This is a genomic window from Treponema bryantii, assembly GCF_900111035.1.
Taxonomy (GTDB): Bacteria; Spirochaetota; Spirochaetia; order Treponematales; family Treponemataceae; genus Treponema_D; species Treponema_D bryantii_C.
This window is the reverse complement of the sequence record NZ_FOFU01000006.1, coordinates 14,218-30,684: the sequence shown is the minus strand read 5'-3', so window position 1 is coordinate 30,684 and position 16,467 is coordinate 14,218. Positions and strand designations below refer to the sequence as shown.

At 36.6% G+C, this 16,467-nt stretch carries 14 protein-coding genes; 9 read left to right on the top strand and 5 right to left on the bottom strand.

What is annotated here, in order from left to right:
- Positions 1-114: 114 nt before the first annotated feature.
- Positions 115-1,599 (top strand): xylulokinase, encoded by a 1,485-nt coding sequence (gene xylB / locus BMY21_RS10735; protein WP_074643999.1) that lies wholly within the window; start codon positions 115-117, stop codon positions 1,597-1,599.
- A gap of 101 nt (positions 1,600-1,700) precedes the next feature.
- The gene (locus BMY21_RS10730; protein ID WP_074643996.1) at positions 1,701-2,273 is read left to right on the top strand and encodes a putative signal transducing protein; all 573 of its coding nucleotides are present in this window, start codon (positions 1,701-1,703) and stop codon (positions 2,271-2,273) included.
- Here BMY21_RS10730 and BMY21_RS10725 read toward each other — a convergent pair whose 3' ends face one another.
- Genes BMY21_RS10725 through BMY21_RS10715 form a run of 3 tightly spaced genes read right to left on the bottom strand, consistent with a single transcriptional unit; the run spans position 2,274 to position 5,089 of the window.
- Positions 2,274-3,176 carry a M15 family metallopeptidase gene (locus tag BMY21_RS10725; RefSeq protein ID WP_074643994.1) on the bottom strand — a complete coding sequence of 301 codons (903 nt, stop codon included), beginning with the start codon at positions 3,174-3,176 and terminating at the stop codon, positions 2,274-2,276.
- Positions 3,177-3,185: 9 nt separating this feature from the next.
- Complete coding sequence (locus BMY21_RS10720) at positions 3,186-3,857, bottom strand: histidine phosphatase family protein (RefSeq protein ID WP_074643991.1); 672 nt, start codon at positions 3,855-3,857, stop codon at positions 3,186-3,188.
- Between the two features lie 29 nt (positions 3,858-3,886).
- Entirely contained in the window at positions 3,887-5,089 is a 1,203-nt protein-coding gene (locus tag BMY21_RS10715; RefSeq protein ID WP_074643989.1) for a GNAT family N-acetyltransferase, read from the bottom strand.
- A gap of 158 nt (positions 5,090-5,247) precedes the next feature.
- On the opposite strand from BMY21_RS10715, the gene BMY21_RS10710 reads away from it, so the two are divergent.
- Both BMY21_RS10710 and BMY21_RS10705 read left to right on the top strand, forming a co-directional pair.
- On the top strand, positions 5,248-6,645 hold the full coding sequence (locus tag BMY21_RS10710) for an MATE family efflux transporter (RefSeq protein WP_074643986.1): 1,398 nt from the start codon (positions 5,248-5,250) through the stop codon (positions 6,643-6,645).
- 63 nt (positions 6,646-6,708) lie between these two features.
- Positions 6,709-8,577, top strand: coding sequence for a methyl-accepting chemotaxis protein (locus tag BMY21_RS10705; RefSeq protein WP_074643984.1), 1,869 nt, complete (start codon positions 6,709-6,711; stop codon positions 8,575-8,577).
- 33 nt (positions 8,578-8,610) lie between these two features.
- On the opposite strand, the gene BMY21_RS10700 is transcribed toward BMY21_RS10705, so the two are convergent.
- On the bottom strand, positions 8,611-9,330 hold the full coding sequence (locus tag BMY21_RS10700) for an acyl-[acyl-carrier-protein] thioesterase (protein WP_074643981.1): 720 nt from the start codon (positions 9,328-9,330) through the stop codon (positions 8,611-8,613).
- 37 nt (positions 9,331-9,367) lie between these two features.
- Complete coding sequence (locus BMY21_RS10695) at positions 9,368-10,513, bottom strand: endo-1,4-beta-xylanase (RefSeq protein WP_177177749.1); 1,146 nt, start codon at positions 10,511-10,513, stop codon at positions 9,368-9,370.
- Positions 10,514-10,769: 256 nt separating this feature from the next.
- Between BMY21_RS10695 and BMY21_RS10690 the strand changes: the two genes are divergently transcribed.
- The 5 genes from BMY21_RS10690 (at position 10,770) to BMY21_RS10675 (ending at position 16,388) form a co-directional block, all read left to right on the top strand.
- Positions 10,770-11,423 (top strand): DUF4867 family protein, encoded by a 654-nt coding sequence (locus BMY21_RS10690; RefSeq protein ID WP_074643976.1) that lies wholly within the window; start codon positions 10,770-10,772, stop codon positions 11,421-11,423.
- Between the two features lie 28 nt (positions 11,424-11,451).
- Positions 11,452-12,948, top strand: coding sequence for an L-fucose/L-arabinose isomerase family protein (locus BMY21_RS10685; protein WP_218141052.1), 1,497 nt, complete (start codon positions 11,452-11,454; stop codon positions 12,946-12,948).
- A 264-nt stretch (positions 12,949-13,212) separates the two neighbouring features.
- Complete coding sequence (locus BMY21_RS10680) at positions 13,213-14,562, top strand: radical SAM/SPASM domain-containing protein (RefSeq protein ID WP_074643973.1); 1,350 nt, start codon at positions 13,213-13,215, stop codon at positions 14,560-14,562.
- 141 nt (positions 14,563-14,703) lie between these two features.
- Positions 14,704-14,856: a hypothetical protein gene (locus tag BMY21_RS15855; RefSeq protein ID WP_177177748.1), complete on the top strand. Its 153-nt coding sequence runs from the start codon at positions 14,704-14,706 to the stop codon at positions 14,854-14,856.
- 74 nt (positions 14,857-14,930) lie between these two features.
- Positions 14,931-16,388, top strand: a complete 1,458-nt coding sequence (locus BMY21_RS10675; RefSeq protein WP_074643971.1) for a S41 family peptidase — start codon at positions 14,931-14,933, stop codon at positions 16,386-16,388.
- The last annotated feature ends 79 nt before the right edge of the window (positions 16,389-16,467 follow it).

Here is a 16,467-nt window from a genome sequence, read left to right as displayed (position 1 = left end):
GAGATGTATCAAATATTTAAAAAGCAACCGGTTGCCGTAGAAAGAGTGGAATGTTATTGTTATAATAAACTATAGGTTAAGCTATGTAGCTGCGCCAAAAGGAGTATTTTTAATATGAAAACTGTTGCAGGAATTGACCTTGGTACACAGAGTATGAAGGTTGTAATTTACGACTACGAGAAAAAAGAGATTATTGAAAAGGCTAGCTGTCCAATGGATTTGATTTCGGAGGCAGACGGAACACGTGAGCAGAAGGCTGAATGGTTCGACAAAGGACTTGAGGTTTGTTTTGGAAAGCTTTCTGCTGAAAACAAGAAGACTATCGAAGCTATTGGTGTTTCTGGTCAGCAGCATGGTTTTGTTCCGCTCGATAAGGACGGAAAGGCTTTGTATAACATTAAGCTCTGGTGCGATACTGCAACTACTGAACAGTGTGCTTACATCACTAAGAAAGCAGGCGGCGACAAAAAGGTTGTAAAACTTCTTGGTAACCTGATGTTGCCTGGTTTTACTGCTCCAAAGATTCTCTGGCTCAAGAACAACAAGCCAGAGGCTTTTGCTGCTCTTAAATATATTATGCTTCCACACGACTATTTGAACTGGAAGCTCACAGGCGAGTACGTTATGGAGTACGGCGATGCTTCTGGTACTGCTTTGTTTGATTCTGCAAACCGCTGCTGGTCAAAAAAGATTTGTGACATTATCGATCCAAAACTTCTCGGCCTTCTTCCAAAGCTGATTGAGCCTAGTAGCCCAGCTGGAAAGGTTAGCGCTGAAGCAGCTGCCGCTTATGGTATTCCTGAAGGAATCCCAGTTTCTGCCGGTGGTGGAGACAACATGATGGGTGCTGTTGGAACTGGTACTGTAGCTGACGGATTCCTTACAATGTCTATGGGTACTTCTGGTACACTTTACGGATATTCTGATAAGCCAATCAATGACCCTGCAAATGGTCTTTCGGGCTTCTGTTCATCTACTGGTGGATGGCTCCCACTTCTTTGTACAATGAACTGTACTGTTGCAACTGAGTTTGTTCGTGGTCTTTTCCAGCTTGATGTTAAGGATCTTGATGCTGAAGCTGCTAAGGCTCCTTGTGGATCTGAGGGTGTTCTTGTAATGCCATTCTTCAATGGAGAAAGAACTCCTAACTTGCCAAATGGACGTGCAAGCATTACAGGTCTTACTTCTGCTAATACTAACCGTGCAAATATTGCACGTGCTTCTCTTGAATCTGCTGTATTTGCTATGCGCGGTGGTCTTGATGCATTCCGCAAGCTTGGTTTCCAGCCTAAGGAAATCCGCCTGATTGGTGGTGGTTCTAAATCTCCACTCTGGCGCCAGATTGCTGCAGATATTATGAATCTTCCAATCCGCGTTCCAGCATTGGATGAAGCAGCTGCTCTTGGTGGTGCTGTTCAGGCTCTCTGGTGTCTTAAGAACCAGAATGGTAAGTGCGACATCGCAGAGCTTTGTGCTGAGCACATCACACTCGATACTTCAAAGAGTGCAGATCCTATTCCTGAGAACGTTGCAGCTTACGACAAGGCATACGCTGAGTACAACAAGGTTCTCGACCAGGTTGCTCCACTTTACGTGTAAATAAACAAATAATCTGATAAATTATAACCGTCAGTTCTGTAAATTTTAGAGCTGACGGTTTTTTATTTGCTCAAATATCTGAAATAAAGTAGACTGACTATATGTTATTTTTTAGCATTGCTGCATACACAGCGTTTGGAATTTTTTGTATTTATTGTATTGTCTCAGGTATAAAAAAGCTGAATGAAAAAAAGGCAGAGCAGGAATCACCGGATTATTATGTTGATGAAAAAGAGCATGATGAGGCTATGAAGGCTGCTGAAGCTTTTGAAAAAGGCTACTTTGAACGTATCAGAAACGGAGAACAGTCACAGCAGTTTTTATCTGTTGGTAGTATGATGATTTGTTCACTTTTAAGAAGCCTGCTTGCAGCAGAAGGAATTCCTACTTATATTCAAAACGAGCATGTTAATAGCATGTATTCCCTGAATTCACTTTCAGGAAATTCAGCTTTTTCTATAAAGGTTTTTATTCTTATTGCAGATTACGATCGTGCTTATGAAATCATTTCTGATTATATTTCAGCACACGAAAAGGTTGATGAAGAAAAGACTTCAATAAAATCACCTAAAACAGTTGCCAAAGCAGTTCTTTCTGGAATGTTCTTTGTAAATCTACCTGAGGGGGCAGAAGAAAAAGTACATGGCATAATGATTTTACCAAAAATAAACTGATTATTTAAAAAAATTATACTGAATCAATTCAGGGTGGTATTCAAAATGCATGTTATCGTAGATAACCCATTTACCACCCCAGATAAAACCTTCTTCTTCAAAAGCTTGGATTACAGATTCTGGAGGCATCCAGCGGTTTTTTAGAGGAATCAGCATCCAGGTATTCGGATATTTACTTTTTGCCCAGCTCCAGAAAATCTGTTTTCCTTCCTGGCTTTTTGGAAGAATATCCATAGCAATTCCAAGACTATGAAAAGATTTTCTGTTTGTTCCTTCGATGATTCGCCAATAGTAAGCATCACAGGATTTCATGTTTGCAAGAAAGTGTTTAACGTCGCTATCTGTTTCTGCAAGTTTATTGATTTTTTCTTCGACTCTTTTCAGAGGAGCTTCCATACGCTTATGAACGTTAGTTAGTTTACCTAAGAAACTTATTCTTACAATATTACTTTCTAAAGATCTGCGAGTTTCTGCTGAGTAGAGGGCTTCAAAAAAGAACATAGGCGTGCCGGCACCTTCCTGTCGATTTTCCGTTGATGAAAAATTTTTTATCTGTTCTTTTTCTTCTTCTGTATAAGTTTCTGGATCTATTAGTACTTGTGGATAGTTATATAAGAGTGACCAGTATTTATCTTTATTTGAAAGTTCAGAAGCTGGTAAAAAACTTCCGTTTGCCCAATAAAAATCTACAACCTTTTTAATGGTGCTTTTATCTCCCGGAACTACTGGAATTCCTACGCTGATTTTCCAGTCGCTTATTTCTGTATCAAAATGTTTTTCAAAACCGATATCAGGATAAGCCCGTTCAAAGTATTTAAGATTACCGATTCCAATAAAGGGCCGTTCCTGAGCAAAAGTCTGTGAGAAAAATAATAGAGATATCAGGAATAAGAGTTTTCGCATAATCAATAACTATTTTACATCCTTGAGATGTCGGGCGTCATTTAAAAGTTCAATTGTAGGAACTGTCAGTTTTCCCGGAGTTTTATCGAATCGAAGAATCGAAATTGCTGTGTGCTGAAAATGAAGTAGGGCACACATATAAGGGAACGGCTGGTTTAGTACGCGAGACATAAATGCAGCGCTGGCTCCACCATGATTAAAAATGGCAAGTGTTTTTTGTTTATCATCCGGACGTGTACAACGGTAGTAAAAACCTTCGCGTTCATAGCCCTGAGTTGCAAGCCATTTATCTGTTTCTTCACCAATCTTATCTGCATCAACTGTTGCAAAATTATTCTTAAAAACAGGATATTCACGCCAGTTTGGACTCTGAAGATTTTGACCACTCCATACTAATTCATCAGCTCCGTTCCAGGGATTCCATTTTGGCTCATACAATTCTCCTTCACAGCCGTAGCGGATTTCGCGGATAAAATCGAGAATTTGTATTGGTTTTATTCCTGAAGCTTTGGAAAAATATTCTGCTGTCTGAAATGCCCGGCCCTGAGGAGAAGAAAAAATCTCATCAATTTCTTCTGATAAAAGTCTTTGAGCAGCAGCTGCTGCCTGCTTATGTCCAAGTTCTGTCAGACAGTCTTTTTCATAATCAGGATTTCCATGACGTATAAGTATGATTCTCATATTGTAACTTCCTATTTGGGTGTAAAAAATTAAAAGCTTTCACTTATAAAAAGTTTTTTGTTTATAAAGATTCTCCTGAGCAGTTCTTCTTTTCCATTGATTTTCACATCAGAGCGAAGAAGGGCTTCATCAATACTTAGGCAGCCAACTGCAAGCTGGCCAAGAGGTCGAATATTGGCTTCAAGATCAAACTTACAATCGTTAGTTTCGTCATTTATAACTTCAACCTTATCTGCCATAACATGAAGTGCAATATTGTTTTCTTTTATGATTTCATCTGTAATCTTAATTGTAAAATCACAGTCTGAAGGCTTCTTCAAAACTTCAAAAAGTTTTACAGCATTCATAATTCGAACCATAAAATGCTGGCAGGTTCTTTTTTCAATTTCATATGCGTTTGGTGCAGATATTATTTTAAGAAGATCAATTCCCATTGGAAGAGGAAGAACTATCGAACCATAGTCTGCGGTAAAACGTGACAGGAAATTTAAAATCGCATTAAAGCCAATTCTGCTGGTCCATGCACATTCTTCAACTTTGAGGATTGCAGCTTCAGGACTAAATTCATCCTTGAAAATTAAATAAGAAACTGGCTTTCCATTATGCTTAAAAACATAAGAGAATTTTCTATCAATAAATTCCTTTTCAATCTTAAGATGCTCGAGCATCATCGATTCTGTTCTAACGGCTGAAAGATTAAAAGTTGGAGAAAATTGATTATAAATATCCATGAAATCTTTAATGTTTTCACCAGGCTGCCATCGATAAACTTCGCATTTTTCTTCGGAAGGAAGTGAGTGATAGTCTTTTAAAGCACCCGGATGCATTTTATATTCGTTGATAAAAGGCACTACCTCATAACCAAATTTTCTATAAAATTTATGATTGAACGGATACAGAGATGAAAGTACTTCGCCATTGCGATAGGCTTCCTTCAGAATTTCATAAAAAATTTCGCGAATAGCTCCCGTTTCTCTATATTCAGGATAAGTTGCTACAGCACCGATACCACCGGTTTTTACAGGCTTTCCATCAACATAAAAATCATAATGATTATTGATTATGCGAGCCATCAGTTTATTATCATCAGAAAAAGCACCCCAGTCTTCACAGGTTTCTGCTTCGCATTTCTGACGTTCTGACTCAATATTATCTACGCGACGATGAAAACAGTATACAAACAGTTTATAGGCGTCAAATCTTTCTTTGCCTTCAAGTTTTTTAATTATCATTTTTGAATTTCCTCTTTAAAAATAATTATAAAATAACAGTATAGATAAATCAAATTGAAAATTGATAAGTTTGAGAATTTCAAAACATTCTATACATTTCGCTACGTTTTTTCGCATCTCTTTACATTTTTCAACATATTCTGTTAAATAGTCTAGTTATGGAAGATTTAGATAAAAAAGATGGGGCTGCTGCCTCAGAAACTAAAACAGTTCAGATTGAAAATAAAATGGGTACTATGCCGCTCGGTAAACTTTTGATTCAGATTTCATTACCGATGATGATTTCTATGCTGGTACAGGCGCTTTATAATATTGTAGATAGTATTTTCGTTGCACAGATTTCGGAAAACGCACTTACTGCAGTTTCTCTTGCGTTCCCTATTCAGAATTTGATGATTTCTACTTCAGTTGGTACTGGAGTTGGTGTAAATGCTCTGCTTTCTATGAGACTTGGACAGCAGGATAAAAAAGCTGTAAGTGATTCTGCTATGAACGGTATTTTCCTTTATGCTATCACTTGTGTTGTTTTCATTGTGCTTGGAATTTTTGTTCCACGCATTTATTTTGAATCACAGACAAATAACCCTGAAATCATTGAGTATGGTGTACAGTATCTTTCTATATGTATGATTGTTTCTGTAGGCTTATATGGTGCTATTTTGTTTGAGCGTCTTCTCCAGTCTACAGGACGCACTGTTCTTTCTATGATTTCTCAGCTTGCTGGTGCTATCACAAATATCATTTTTGATCCTCTTTTGATTTTCGGATTGCTTGGATTCCCAAAACTTGGAATTGCCGGAGCAGCCTGGGCAACAGTTTTAGGTCAGATAGTTGGTTTCGTAATTTCACTTTCTCTGAACCTTACAAAGAATAAGGAAATCAGTTACAAAATTAAGGGCTTCCGTCCTCATGGTAAAGTAATTGCTGATATCTACAAGGTAGGTGTTCCTTCTATTCTGCTTGGATCTATTGGTTCGGTACTTACATATCTTATCAACTTGATTCTGGGTGCCTTTACAATGACAGCCGTTGCAGTTTATGGAGTTTACTTTAAGCTTCAGAGTTTTATTTTTATGCCTGTTTTTGGTCTTAATAACGGAATTGTTCCTATCGTTGCTTATAACTATGGTGCAAAACGTAAAGACAGAATTATGCGTGCAATTAAGCTCTGTGCTATTGCTGCAGTTTTAATTATGGGTGCTGGACTTTTGATTTTTGAACTTTTCCCACGTCAGCTGCTTGCAATGTTTAATGCTTCAGAAGAAATGTATGCTATTGGTATTCCGGCCCTTAGAAGAATTGCCCTTCATTTCCCAGTTGCAGCAATCTGTATTACATTGATTTCAGTTTTCCAGGCTCTCGGAAAAGGTCTTATGAGTATGATTGTTTCATTTGTTCGTCAGATTATTGTGCTTCTTCCTGCAGCCTATCTTCTTTCTCTTACAGGTGATGTAAATAATATCTGGTGGGCATTTATAATTGCAGAAGGAGCTTCTGTAATTGCCAGTGCTATAGGAATGCGTATTACTTATAATAAGGACATTAAAACTCTTTAAATTTTGACAGTTTTCATATTTCCGTTATACAATATTAACACTTAATTTGTATGGAGAAGAGATATGAATTTGTTTCAGCTATATATGCTATTTTTTGGTGTTAGTACTGTAATTGGCGTTCCTTTACTATCATCATTCCAGGTTACCCAGATTAAAGGGTCTTCCTGGGCAGACTGGATAAGCGGTCTTGGAGCATCCTTAGGACCGGCTGCCGGAATCTGTGTTGTCATCACAATAATCAGTTATATCATCATGAAGCCGCTTCTGAATCTGATTAAGAAAGCCGAAACAGAACCAATAACCGAAGAAGAACAGAGAAGCGTAGATAAAATCCTTAAGAAAATCAGAATCCTTTCAACAGCAGCTCTTATGGCAGGTTATCCTGTTGGTAATGGTTCAACAATCATCATAAAAACAATGGCTGGTAAGGTTAACTATAATAAAGTTGATTTGATTGTCATTATGATTTTGATTCTTTTATATGGTTTTACAGCTGTTCAGTATTCTGTTAACTGTTTTGCAACAGTTTCACGCCGTCAGCTTTATAAACTTAAGCTCATTACTACAGAGGGCTTTAAAACCTCTAAAGTTTCTATGAATCTTGGACAGGGAATTTTAATTGCAAGCCTTACTGTTGCATGGCATGTTTTCTGTTCTGGTTATAGTGCTGTTCGCCACGGCTGGTCTATGGATTTATTTGTTCACAAAGCACTTTTTGGTATTGCCCAGTCGGTGATTTTCTGTGGTCCACTTATCGTTATAACACTTATTCAGCTTCGTCACCGTTTTGCAATTTCAATCAATCAAATTCGTAAACTTCGTACAGAAGGTGATCTTCAGAGCCGTATTTATGTAGGATCTTTCGATGACTTTGGTATTATCATGTCGGAAATGAACCTTCTTATGGATTCACTCCGTACTTCCCTTTTAAAATTGAAGAATGAAGCTGATGCGGTAGATTTAAGTGCAGAAGAGCTTATGGGCCTTACAGAATCATCTTCTTCTGATATTGCTAAGATCGTTGAAAGATTCCAGGAAATGAGTTCTGAATCTAATAATCAGGCTGAACTTCTTGTTTCTGTAAATGAAGGTGTTACAAAGCTTAGTGCTGATGCTACAAAGGTCAGCGACTTTACAGGCTTCCAGTTTAAATCAGAAAAAGAAAATGAAAATTCTATGACTGAAATGGTAGATAACTTTAAGGCTATCACAAATCTGATTGAACGGGCACAGACTCTTTCTGATGCGCTTACTGCAGAATCTGTTTCTGGTAGTGCGGAAGTAAAGAAGACTCAGACTGTAATCAATGGTATTACAGAAATGTCTAAGCGCATGATTGAAGTTATCAAGGTGATTCAGGCTGTTGCTTCTCAGACAAACCTTCTTGCTATGAATGCGGCTATTGAGGCGGCACATGCGGGTGATGCCGGAAAGGGATTCAGTGTTGTAGCCGACGAAATCCGTAAACTTTCTGAATCTACTCAGAACTCTACAAAAGATATCAGTAATCTTATCAATGAAATTGCTAAATCTATGGAAGAAGGTTCTTCGAACATGGAACTTACAAGTAATGCATTCAATAAGATTCAGAAAGAAATTGAAGAGCAGAGTGGTGTTGTTGCAGAGATCTCAAAGACTATGGCTCAGCAGTCAAAGGATGCTAATTCAATCCTTTCAAGTACAAATATTATTGTAAAGCAGATTGAAGACGTTAGTGGTCTTGCTAAGAATCAGGCAAATTATACAGAAGAGATTATGAATGATTTGACTGAAGTAGTAAATCTTGCAGGAAAGGTAAATGATTCTGTTGGTGAGTCAGAAACTGTAGTTAAGAACTTCTCTGAATCGTTCTCTACTGTCCGTGCTAAGGCTGAAGCAAATAAGAAATCTGTTCTTTATATCACTGAAGAAATTAATAAGTTCAAATTATAACGAAAAACCGGGCTTGCGGGCCCGGTTTTTTTATCAGTCAAATTCGATTTGAGTTTTAAGGTCGCCGCCTTTGCCGTAAATACAGCAGATGTGGCGGCCTTCGTTTTCTGCGTACTTGCAGACAATTGCTTCTCCTGATTTTACTGCCATTTTATAACTGATACGAAGCTTCTTGAAATTGCGGTTTTCAAAAACCTCTTCCGGCAATCCTTCAAGGGCATAATCAAGATATGTAAGATTGTGAACATGGTCATTAAAATCTATATCAAGACGGCGGATTGCAATTGGAGTTTCTCGGGAAAAGCTTTCCGGAAGTACAAGTTTAGGAAGCTTTGAATCTTCGTAGGTATGCTTATCTTCCGGCTGGTATTTGTTTATGATTTCCTGAGTGATTTTACATGGACGATTTGTATTGAGGTCGAGCAGTATCCACTTTGTAGTGCCCTTTACTGAAAGTTCCCCGTTACAATACATTTCAAAGTCACGGGTACAGATGAACAGATTATTAACTGGTTCTGACCAGGTACGGGCAACGATTTTGTCGCCGTATTTAGGATAGATGATTACATCAATCAGCCAGTCGGTAAGAACCCAGGCTTTTCCGTTGCTGGAACCTTCAAGAATCGCGTCCCCGGCAGCGTCAGAATGTTTATTTCCTGAATTCTCAAGAATTTTAAGAATAGAACCAAGCAGCATGTCGCCGTTCTTTTTGTAATCTTCAAGCAGCGGCTGATATTCAAAATCGATAATCACTTTTTATAACCTCTCGTTTCAGAATGACAAAAAGTGGCTATTTTGTCAATCTATCGAACGCTGCCTTTGGTTTTCCTTCTCCATCAAACAGCAGAGGAACGTCTGTTCGGTCTGGAACTGGGAATCCGTTTTTCCAGCTCATACGGTCGGTAATACCCCAGAGAACGACATCCTTCAAAATGCCGGCTTTAGCTTCTTTCTTAAAACATTCAAAAATCTGATAGTAGCGTTCTGCCTGCTGCTCAAAAAGCTCTGGTGTATATTCGCGGCGTGGATCAAACTTGCCGTTGTTCTGTTCTTTATCCGGGTAAACAGAAATTTCCATTTCTGTAACAATTACGTTGAGTCCAAGGCTTCCGTAAAGTTCGATTGTCTTTTCAATTTCACTTACAGGTGGATTTTCAATGTTGATATGCATCTGAAGGCCAACTGTATCTACAGGAACTCCACGCTCAAGTAATCCTTTTAAGAGATTGTACATGCCCTGGCGCTTTCCAGGAACAATTTCAAGATTATAGTCGTTGATTACGAGGCTTGATTTAGGGAATGCTTCTTTTGCCCAGAAAAAGGCCTTATCAATATAATCAGGTCCGAGAATATCAAACCACTGGGAGCGGTCTGCTCCGTCACGGAGAATAAAGTTCTTATCTGAAATACATTCATTTACGACATCTACAGAGCAGATATCGTCGCGGTAGCGTTCACCAACTGTGAAAATATATTTTTTAAGACGTTCTTCGAGTACTTCTTTGCTCACTTTTTCGCCTTTTTCATCTTCAAAAATCCATTTAGGTGACTGATTGTGCCAGACGAGGGTGTGCCAGCGCATATCCTGGCCGTTTGTTCTGGCGAAATCACGGAGGCGGTCTGCCATCTTAAAATCAAAATCATTTTCGCCGTTATAAATCGAGCCCATTTTACATTCGTTTTCAGCAACTACAAGATTAAACTGATTTGCAGCCAGTTCATAATCTGGCAGGCGGCCTGTTGGCAGAGGTTTAGGCTCTGGAAATTTAAATTCAGGGAATTCTGGAGTAGGTTTGAAGTTCTTTTTGAAGTCTGCATAACGGATTTTCATCTTTTCGAAGTGTTCAACTTTTTCTTCTTCAGACATAAGGATAATTCCGCTGATAGCAGCACCAACTCTAAAATAATCTTTATAGCTTTCGAATAATCTTTTCATGATTTTATTATGCTTTGTTTGCATGAATAAAAATAGCGGGGAATATTCTTAGAAATTGTATGAATCTATATTACAACGTTTTCGTAAGGCAACCGGTTGCTTAAATTTGTATTTATTAACAGAAATTTAGTCTTTAAATAGTGAAATATTTATACACTCGTGATACAATATCATGAGCGTTTCTTCGGATTTTTTGCGCATGGGAGTTTAGTGCAAACTACCCGGTTAAACGTTTAATAGGAGTTAAAGAAAAAAGATGCGTATCAAATCTGTTTTCAGTCACAGTTTTGAAAAGTATGGAAAGGTTCTTACAGGTTATGATGTAACAGACCTTCTCAAGAAACTGGACGACACAACTAAAAAACCGGACAATGCTGTAATTTATGAGCCGGGCGATGCCGGATTGGAAAGTCTTCCAATTGCAAAAGAGTTCAGTGACAATGCTTACGGCGGAATGCCAATCCAGGTTGGTTACTGCAATGGTAACAACACTAAGCTCAACTGTCTTGAATGGCACCGTGGTTCTGAGCTCAACATTCCTTCAAACGACATGGTTCTTCTTCTTGCACCTCTTCAGTCTGTAAAAAATGGAAAACTCAACACTTCTGCTGTAGAAGCTTTCTACGTTCCAAAGGGAACTGTTGTAGAAGTTTATGAGACAACTCTTCATTATGCACCATGTAACGCTGTAAAAAATGGCGAAGTTTCTAAGGAAGGTTTCCGTGTAATTATCGTTCTTCCAAAGGATACAAACACAGAAAAGCCTGCAATCAAAGAAATTGATTTCGAAGATAAGCTTTTGTGGGCACGCAACAAGTGGCTCATTGCTCATCCAGATTCAAGTGAAGCAAAGGCTGGCGCATTTGTAGGCTTGAGCGGTATCAACATTGATATCTCTAAAGCAAAATAAAATAGTATTAATTTTATAGGAGTATAAAATGATTAATAACAAACCAAAAATTAAGATTGGTATCGTAGCTGTTAGCCGCGACTGTTTCCCAGAGTCTCTTGCTGTAAACCGCAGAAAGGCTCTTGTTAAAGCTTATACAGAAAAATATGGCGCAGACGAAATCTACGAATGCCCTATCTGTATCGTAGAAAGCGAAATCCACATGTGCCAGGCATTGGAAGACATTAAAAAGAACGGCTGTAACGCTCTTTGTGTTTACCTTGGTAACTTTGGTCCAGAGATTTCTGAGACTTTGCTTGCTAAGCACTTTGAAGGTCCAAAGATGTTCTGTGCTGCTGCAGAAGAGACTTCTAAGGACGGCGGACTTATCCAGGGTCGTGGTGATGCTTACTGTGGTATGCTCAACGCTTCTTACAACCTCAAACTCCGCAACATCAAGGCTTATATCCCTGAATATCCAGTAGGAACTGCTGAACAGTGTGCAGACATGATTCACGAATTTGCACCAATCGCAAAGGCAGTTTATGCTTTGAACCACCTCAAGATTATTTCTTTTGGACCACGTCCACTCAACTTCCTTGCTTGTAACGCACCTATTAAACAGCTTTACAACATTGGTGTTGAAATTGAAGAGAACTCAGAACTTGACTTGTTCGAATCATTCAACAAACATGCTGGCGACGCTCGTATTAAGGAAGTTGCTGCTGATATGGCTAAAGAACTCGGAAACGGAAACAAGAAGCCTGAAGTTCTTGAAAAACTTGCTCAGTATGAAATCACATTGCTCGACTGGGTTGAAGCTCACCGCGGATACCGTGAGTTCGTTGCAATTGCCGGTAAATGTTGGCCTGCATTCCAGACACAGTTTGGCTTCGTTCCTTGCTATGTAAACAGCCGTCTTACAAAGATGGGTATTCCAGTATCTTGTGAAGTTGATATCTACGGATGTCTTTCTGAGTTCATCGGTACTGTTGTTTCTGATGATACAGTTACTCTCCTCGACATCAACAACACTGTTCCACAGGATATCTATGATGAAGACATCAAGGGTAAGTACGGTCAGTACACACTCAAAGATACATTCATGGGCTTCCACTGCGGAAACACAGCTTCTACAAAGCTTTCATTCTGCGAGATGAAGTACCAGCTCATCATGGCTCGTGCTCTTCCTGTTGAAGTTACAAACGGAACTCTGGAAGGAGATATCGTTCCAGGTCCTATCACATTCTACCGCTTGCAGTCAACTTCTGACAACATCCTCCGCGCATACATTGCACAGGGTGAAGTTCTTCCAGTTGCTACACGCTCATTTGGTGGTATCGGTATTTTCGCAATCCCAGAAATGGGCCGCTTCTACCGCCACGTACTCATCGAAAAGAACTTCCCACACCACGGTGCCGTTGCATTCGGCCACTTTGGCAAGGAACTCTACGAAGTATTCAAGTACATTGGCGTAGCAGTTGACGAAATTGGCTACAACCAGCCAAAGGGTGTTCGCTACCCAACAGAGAACCCTTGGGCTTAAAGCCTAAAATCGAAAATCCGTTAAAAACTGGGCTGCGACAGCGGGCCAGTTTAGGATTATCGAAAGAACGGCTCAGAGGCAAGCTGTGCTTGCCGACCTACGGATCTTATAAAAAGACTGTCGAGAAATCGGCAGTCTTTTTTTTGCTTTTAATTTCAGTATGACTGGTGTCATATGAATAATTAAAAAAATTAGACACTTTATGACCTTGTTATTTGAAAATTCTGATTTACAATTTAGAAAAAATTATATGTGGTAAAGAAAATGAAAGCAAAAAGTTCAGAAAAAAAATTGTTTGTTTCAAAAAGAATTCTTTTATTTAAATCAAAGAACAATGGGTATTTGTTTTTTTGTGGCAATTCAAATAGTTTTTATCAATTGGAAGATGAAAATGTTCCATATGTAAAAAGAATGATAGAAGAAAATGATGCTTCGTGTTTGCCAGAAGAAATAAAACAAGATTTTATAAAAAGTGGTGTTCTACTTAATGAAGATGATGATTCATTTTTTGATAGAATGAAATTTTTGTCTTATAGAGTCAGGTTTTCAACGTCACAACTAGCTCTTACTATTGCTCCAACAATGGCTTGTAACTTTAAATGTGTTTATTGTTTTGAAGGAGACCGTGCAAAAGATGTTGGTAGTAATAATGTAACAATGTCTGAAGAAACATTAAATCAGCTTGTTGAGTTTATTCGCAAGAGTGGTGTAAAGAAACTTAACGTTGACTGGTATGGAGGAGAACCTTTATGTGCCTGGAATAAAATTCAAGAATTTAATGATAAAATAACATCCTTAAATCTTGAAAAATATGAACAACGAATTGTAACAAATGGTTCTTTAATTGATGAAGAAAAAATAAAATATTTTGCTGAACAACAATTTAAACAAATCCAAATAACTTTAGATGGAAAAGAAGAAACTCATAATAAAAATCGACCAATGAAAAATGGCGATAATTCATACCAGTCTGTTATGAAAGCCTTAGATTTAAGTTATAAATATTATAAAGAAACAAATATAAAACTTCCTGTTGTTATACGTGTAAATATTAGTAAAGAAAACTCGGATGAATATTATGAATTATACACGAAACTTAATGAAAAATATGAAAACTTATTCCTTGTTTATCCTGCTTTTGTAAGAAAAAATAGTAATGGGGATAAACATGCCTCTGCTTGTTTGAATTTTACCGACAAAGCGGAATTTATATTAAAACTTGCAAAAGAGAAGAATATTGGAATCAGCGAGCTCTTTCCAAAATCAAACAGACTTGTATCTTGTGGAGCCAATATGATTAATAACTATGTTGTAAATTCTAATGGGGATTTATACAAGTGTTGGGAAGATATTGGAGAAAAAAAATACTGTATTGGAAACATATTTGAAGGCTCTAAAGATGAAAAGAACAATAATTATAATTATGTAATGACAGGATCAGGATTTGAAGTAGAAAAATGTAAGGATTGTTTGTTTTTATATTCATGTCTTGGTGGTTGTCCAAGAGTTATATTGAAAAATGTTACTGCAAAGGAAGAAGAAAATTCTATGTGTTCAAATATCAAAAATAATACAGAAGAGTTTTTGGAAACTTATTTTGAGCTTAAAAAATAATATGTACAGTTTTAAGTTTTAAAACTGTGTATATATATGTACGGTAGGGTTAGATACTGTACAAAAAAGATAATAACAAAGTATTACACTAACCATAATGCTGTGTTATTAAAAAAAACTTCAAAAAAATAGGAGAAAAAAATGAAAAAAATCGAGGATTTCGGTGTAATGGAATCTTTTGGTATGGACGAAATTACAGTTGATGACATGTTCAATGTTGATGGTGCTTGTCGCGGTAATATTTATTGTAATTGTGATAGTTCAGGTTCAAATTATACCGTCTATAAATGTTAAGACTAAAAAAGAATAATTAATTTATTTTTCCCGTGAAAAAAAAATTTTTTCACGGGTTTTAATAATGGTATTTTATGATTTTTACAAAAAAAAAATTAAAAAAAAAGAATATAAAAAATAAAATTATTCCATATGACTTAGCTACTCTTCCAAAATATGCAGAAGTTGAAGAAATTTCACTTGAACAAATGGAAAATGATCTGGAAGAATTCTGTTATATTCTGGAAAACTGTTATGCAGGCTTTGAAGAAGCAAAAACAAAAGGTTTGAATATTGATAACGAAAAGAAGGCTGTTATATCCATATGGAATAAGACCCCTGTTGTAAAAATATCTGATTTTGCAGAAAGTCTTTATCAAAAATTTTCGCCGTATATATCAGATACACATTTTACTATTAAATCTTCTAATAAAAATACTTCAATTAATTATCATTTTATTAAAAATTTAAATATTTATTTTTCGGATCTATATGTAATAAAAAAAGATGGAAAAATATATGTAAATGAGACTCCTGACAAATCAATTAAAACAGGAAGTATTATTCAACTTGAAAATATAGCTGATTATTTATTTGAATATCCGGCTAAAGGTAACAATATATATAGATTAGGTATTTTATCCGAAAAAAATCAATCTGAAATCATCATAAAAATTAATGATAAAGAGGTTGTTCTGCCGGTTTGCAGAGAATTGTCAAATAATGAAGGTTTTTCGTTTAAAATTAAAGAGTGTAATAAAGCAATCTGGATAAGATACAATCGGTGCTATTATAACAATGAAGAACAAAAAGAACAAATATATGATTTTTTGAATACAGCAGATAAATGTAAAAATAAGGATGTAATTATTCTGGATATAAGAGGGAACCATGGTGGAGATGACAGTTATTCCTTAAAGTTTTATTCTGACTTATATTTTAACAATAAGAAAAAATCTGAAAAATTTTTGTGTAAATATAGAGCACCTGAAAAATGGATTTTTTCTTTGGCTTCGATAAAAGCTGCTAAATATGAATATAACAGATTTTGTGATTTATCAGTTCAAGCCAATAAAAAAATGCTAAATAAAATCATAAAAATAGAAAAAAAATTAAATCGAAAACCACAATTACTTATAGAAAGGGTTTTAGAATCTAAAGTTGATTTTAAAGACCCTGTATACAAAGGGAAAATTATTATCCTTACTGACAATGGAGTGGCATCTTCTGGAGAATCAATTCTTGAACAGGCTTATCTTTTTTTCAAGAAAAAAAATCAGGTAATTCAGATTGGAACAAATACTGTTGGATGTGCATCTTTCGGAAATCTTTTATCTTATCATCTTTCAAACAGTGGTCTGCAGATTAGCTGTGGATTTACCGATTATTCTGAAAATGTGTCAAAATCAAAAAAATTTAAGGGCGAAGGTAAAGGGTATTATCCTGATTACTGGTGTAGTGTAAAAGATTTGAAAAAAACTATTGAATCTGTATTGAATGTAAATAAGGAAGATGAATTATTTACGTTTATAAATGATTTGGCTCTTGAGTAAAACAATTATGGAAAATGCTACCTGACAATATTTTCAGATTTTGTTGGGTTGTAAATAAAAAAAATAAAAGGATAAAAAA

Bases quoted from the DNA above. Each gene is read 5' to 3' on its own strand.
- xylB (WP_074643999.1), top strand. From the start codon at position 115: ATGAAAACTGTTGCAGGAATTGACCTTGGTACACAGAGTATGAAGGTT.
- BMY21_RS10730 (WP_074643996.1), top strand. From the start codon at position 1,701: ATGTTATTTTTTAGCATTGCTGCATACACAGCGTTTGGAATTTTTTGT.
- BMY21_RS10725 (WP_074643994.1), bottom strand. From the start codon at position 3,176: ATGCGAAAACTCTTATTCCTGATATCTCTATTATTTTTCTCACAGACT.
- BMY21_RS10720 (WP_074643991.1), bottom strand. From the start codon at position 3,857: ATGAGAATCATACTTATACGTCATGGAAATCCTGATTATGAAAAAGAC.
- BMY21_RS10715 (WP_074643989.1), bottom strand. From the start codon at position 5,089: ATGATAATTAAAAAACTTGAAGGCAAAGAAAGATTTGACGCCTATAAA.
- BMY21_RS10710 (WP_074643986.1), top strand. From the start codon at position 5,248: ATGGAAGATTTAGATAAAAAAGATGGGGCTGCTGCCTCAGAAACTAAA.
- BMY21_RS10705 (WP_074643984.1), top strand. From the start codon at position 6,709: ATGAATTTGTTTCAGCTATATATGCTATTTTTTGGTGTTAGTACTGTA.
- BMY21_RS10695 (WP_177177749.1), bottom strand. From the start codon at position 10,513: ATGAAAAGATTATTCGAAAGCTATAAAGATTATTTTAGAGTTGGTGCT.
- BMY21_RS10690 (WP_074643976.1), top strand. From the start codon at position 10,770: ATGCGTATCAAATCTGTTTTCAGTCACAGTTTTGAAAAGTATGGAAAG.
- BMY21_RS10685 (WP_218141052.1), top strand. From the start codon at position 11,452: ATGATTAATAACAAACCAAAAATTAAGATTGGTATCGTAGCTGTTAGC.
- BMY21_RS10680 (WP_074643973.1), top strand. From the start codon at position 13,213: ATGAAAGCAAAAAGTTCAGAAAAAAAATTGTTTGTTTCAAAAAGAATT.
- BMY21_RS15855 (WP_177177748.1), top strand. From the start codon at position 14,704: ATGAAAAAAATCGAGGATTTCGGTGTAATGGAATCTTTTGGTATGGAC.
- BMY21_RS10675 (WP_074643971.1), top strand. From the start codon at position 14,931: ATGATTTTTACAAAAAAAAAATTAAAAAAAAAGAATATAAAAAATAAA.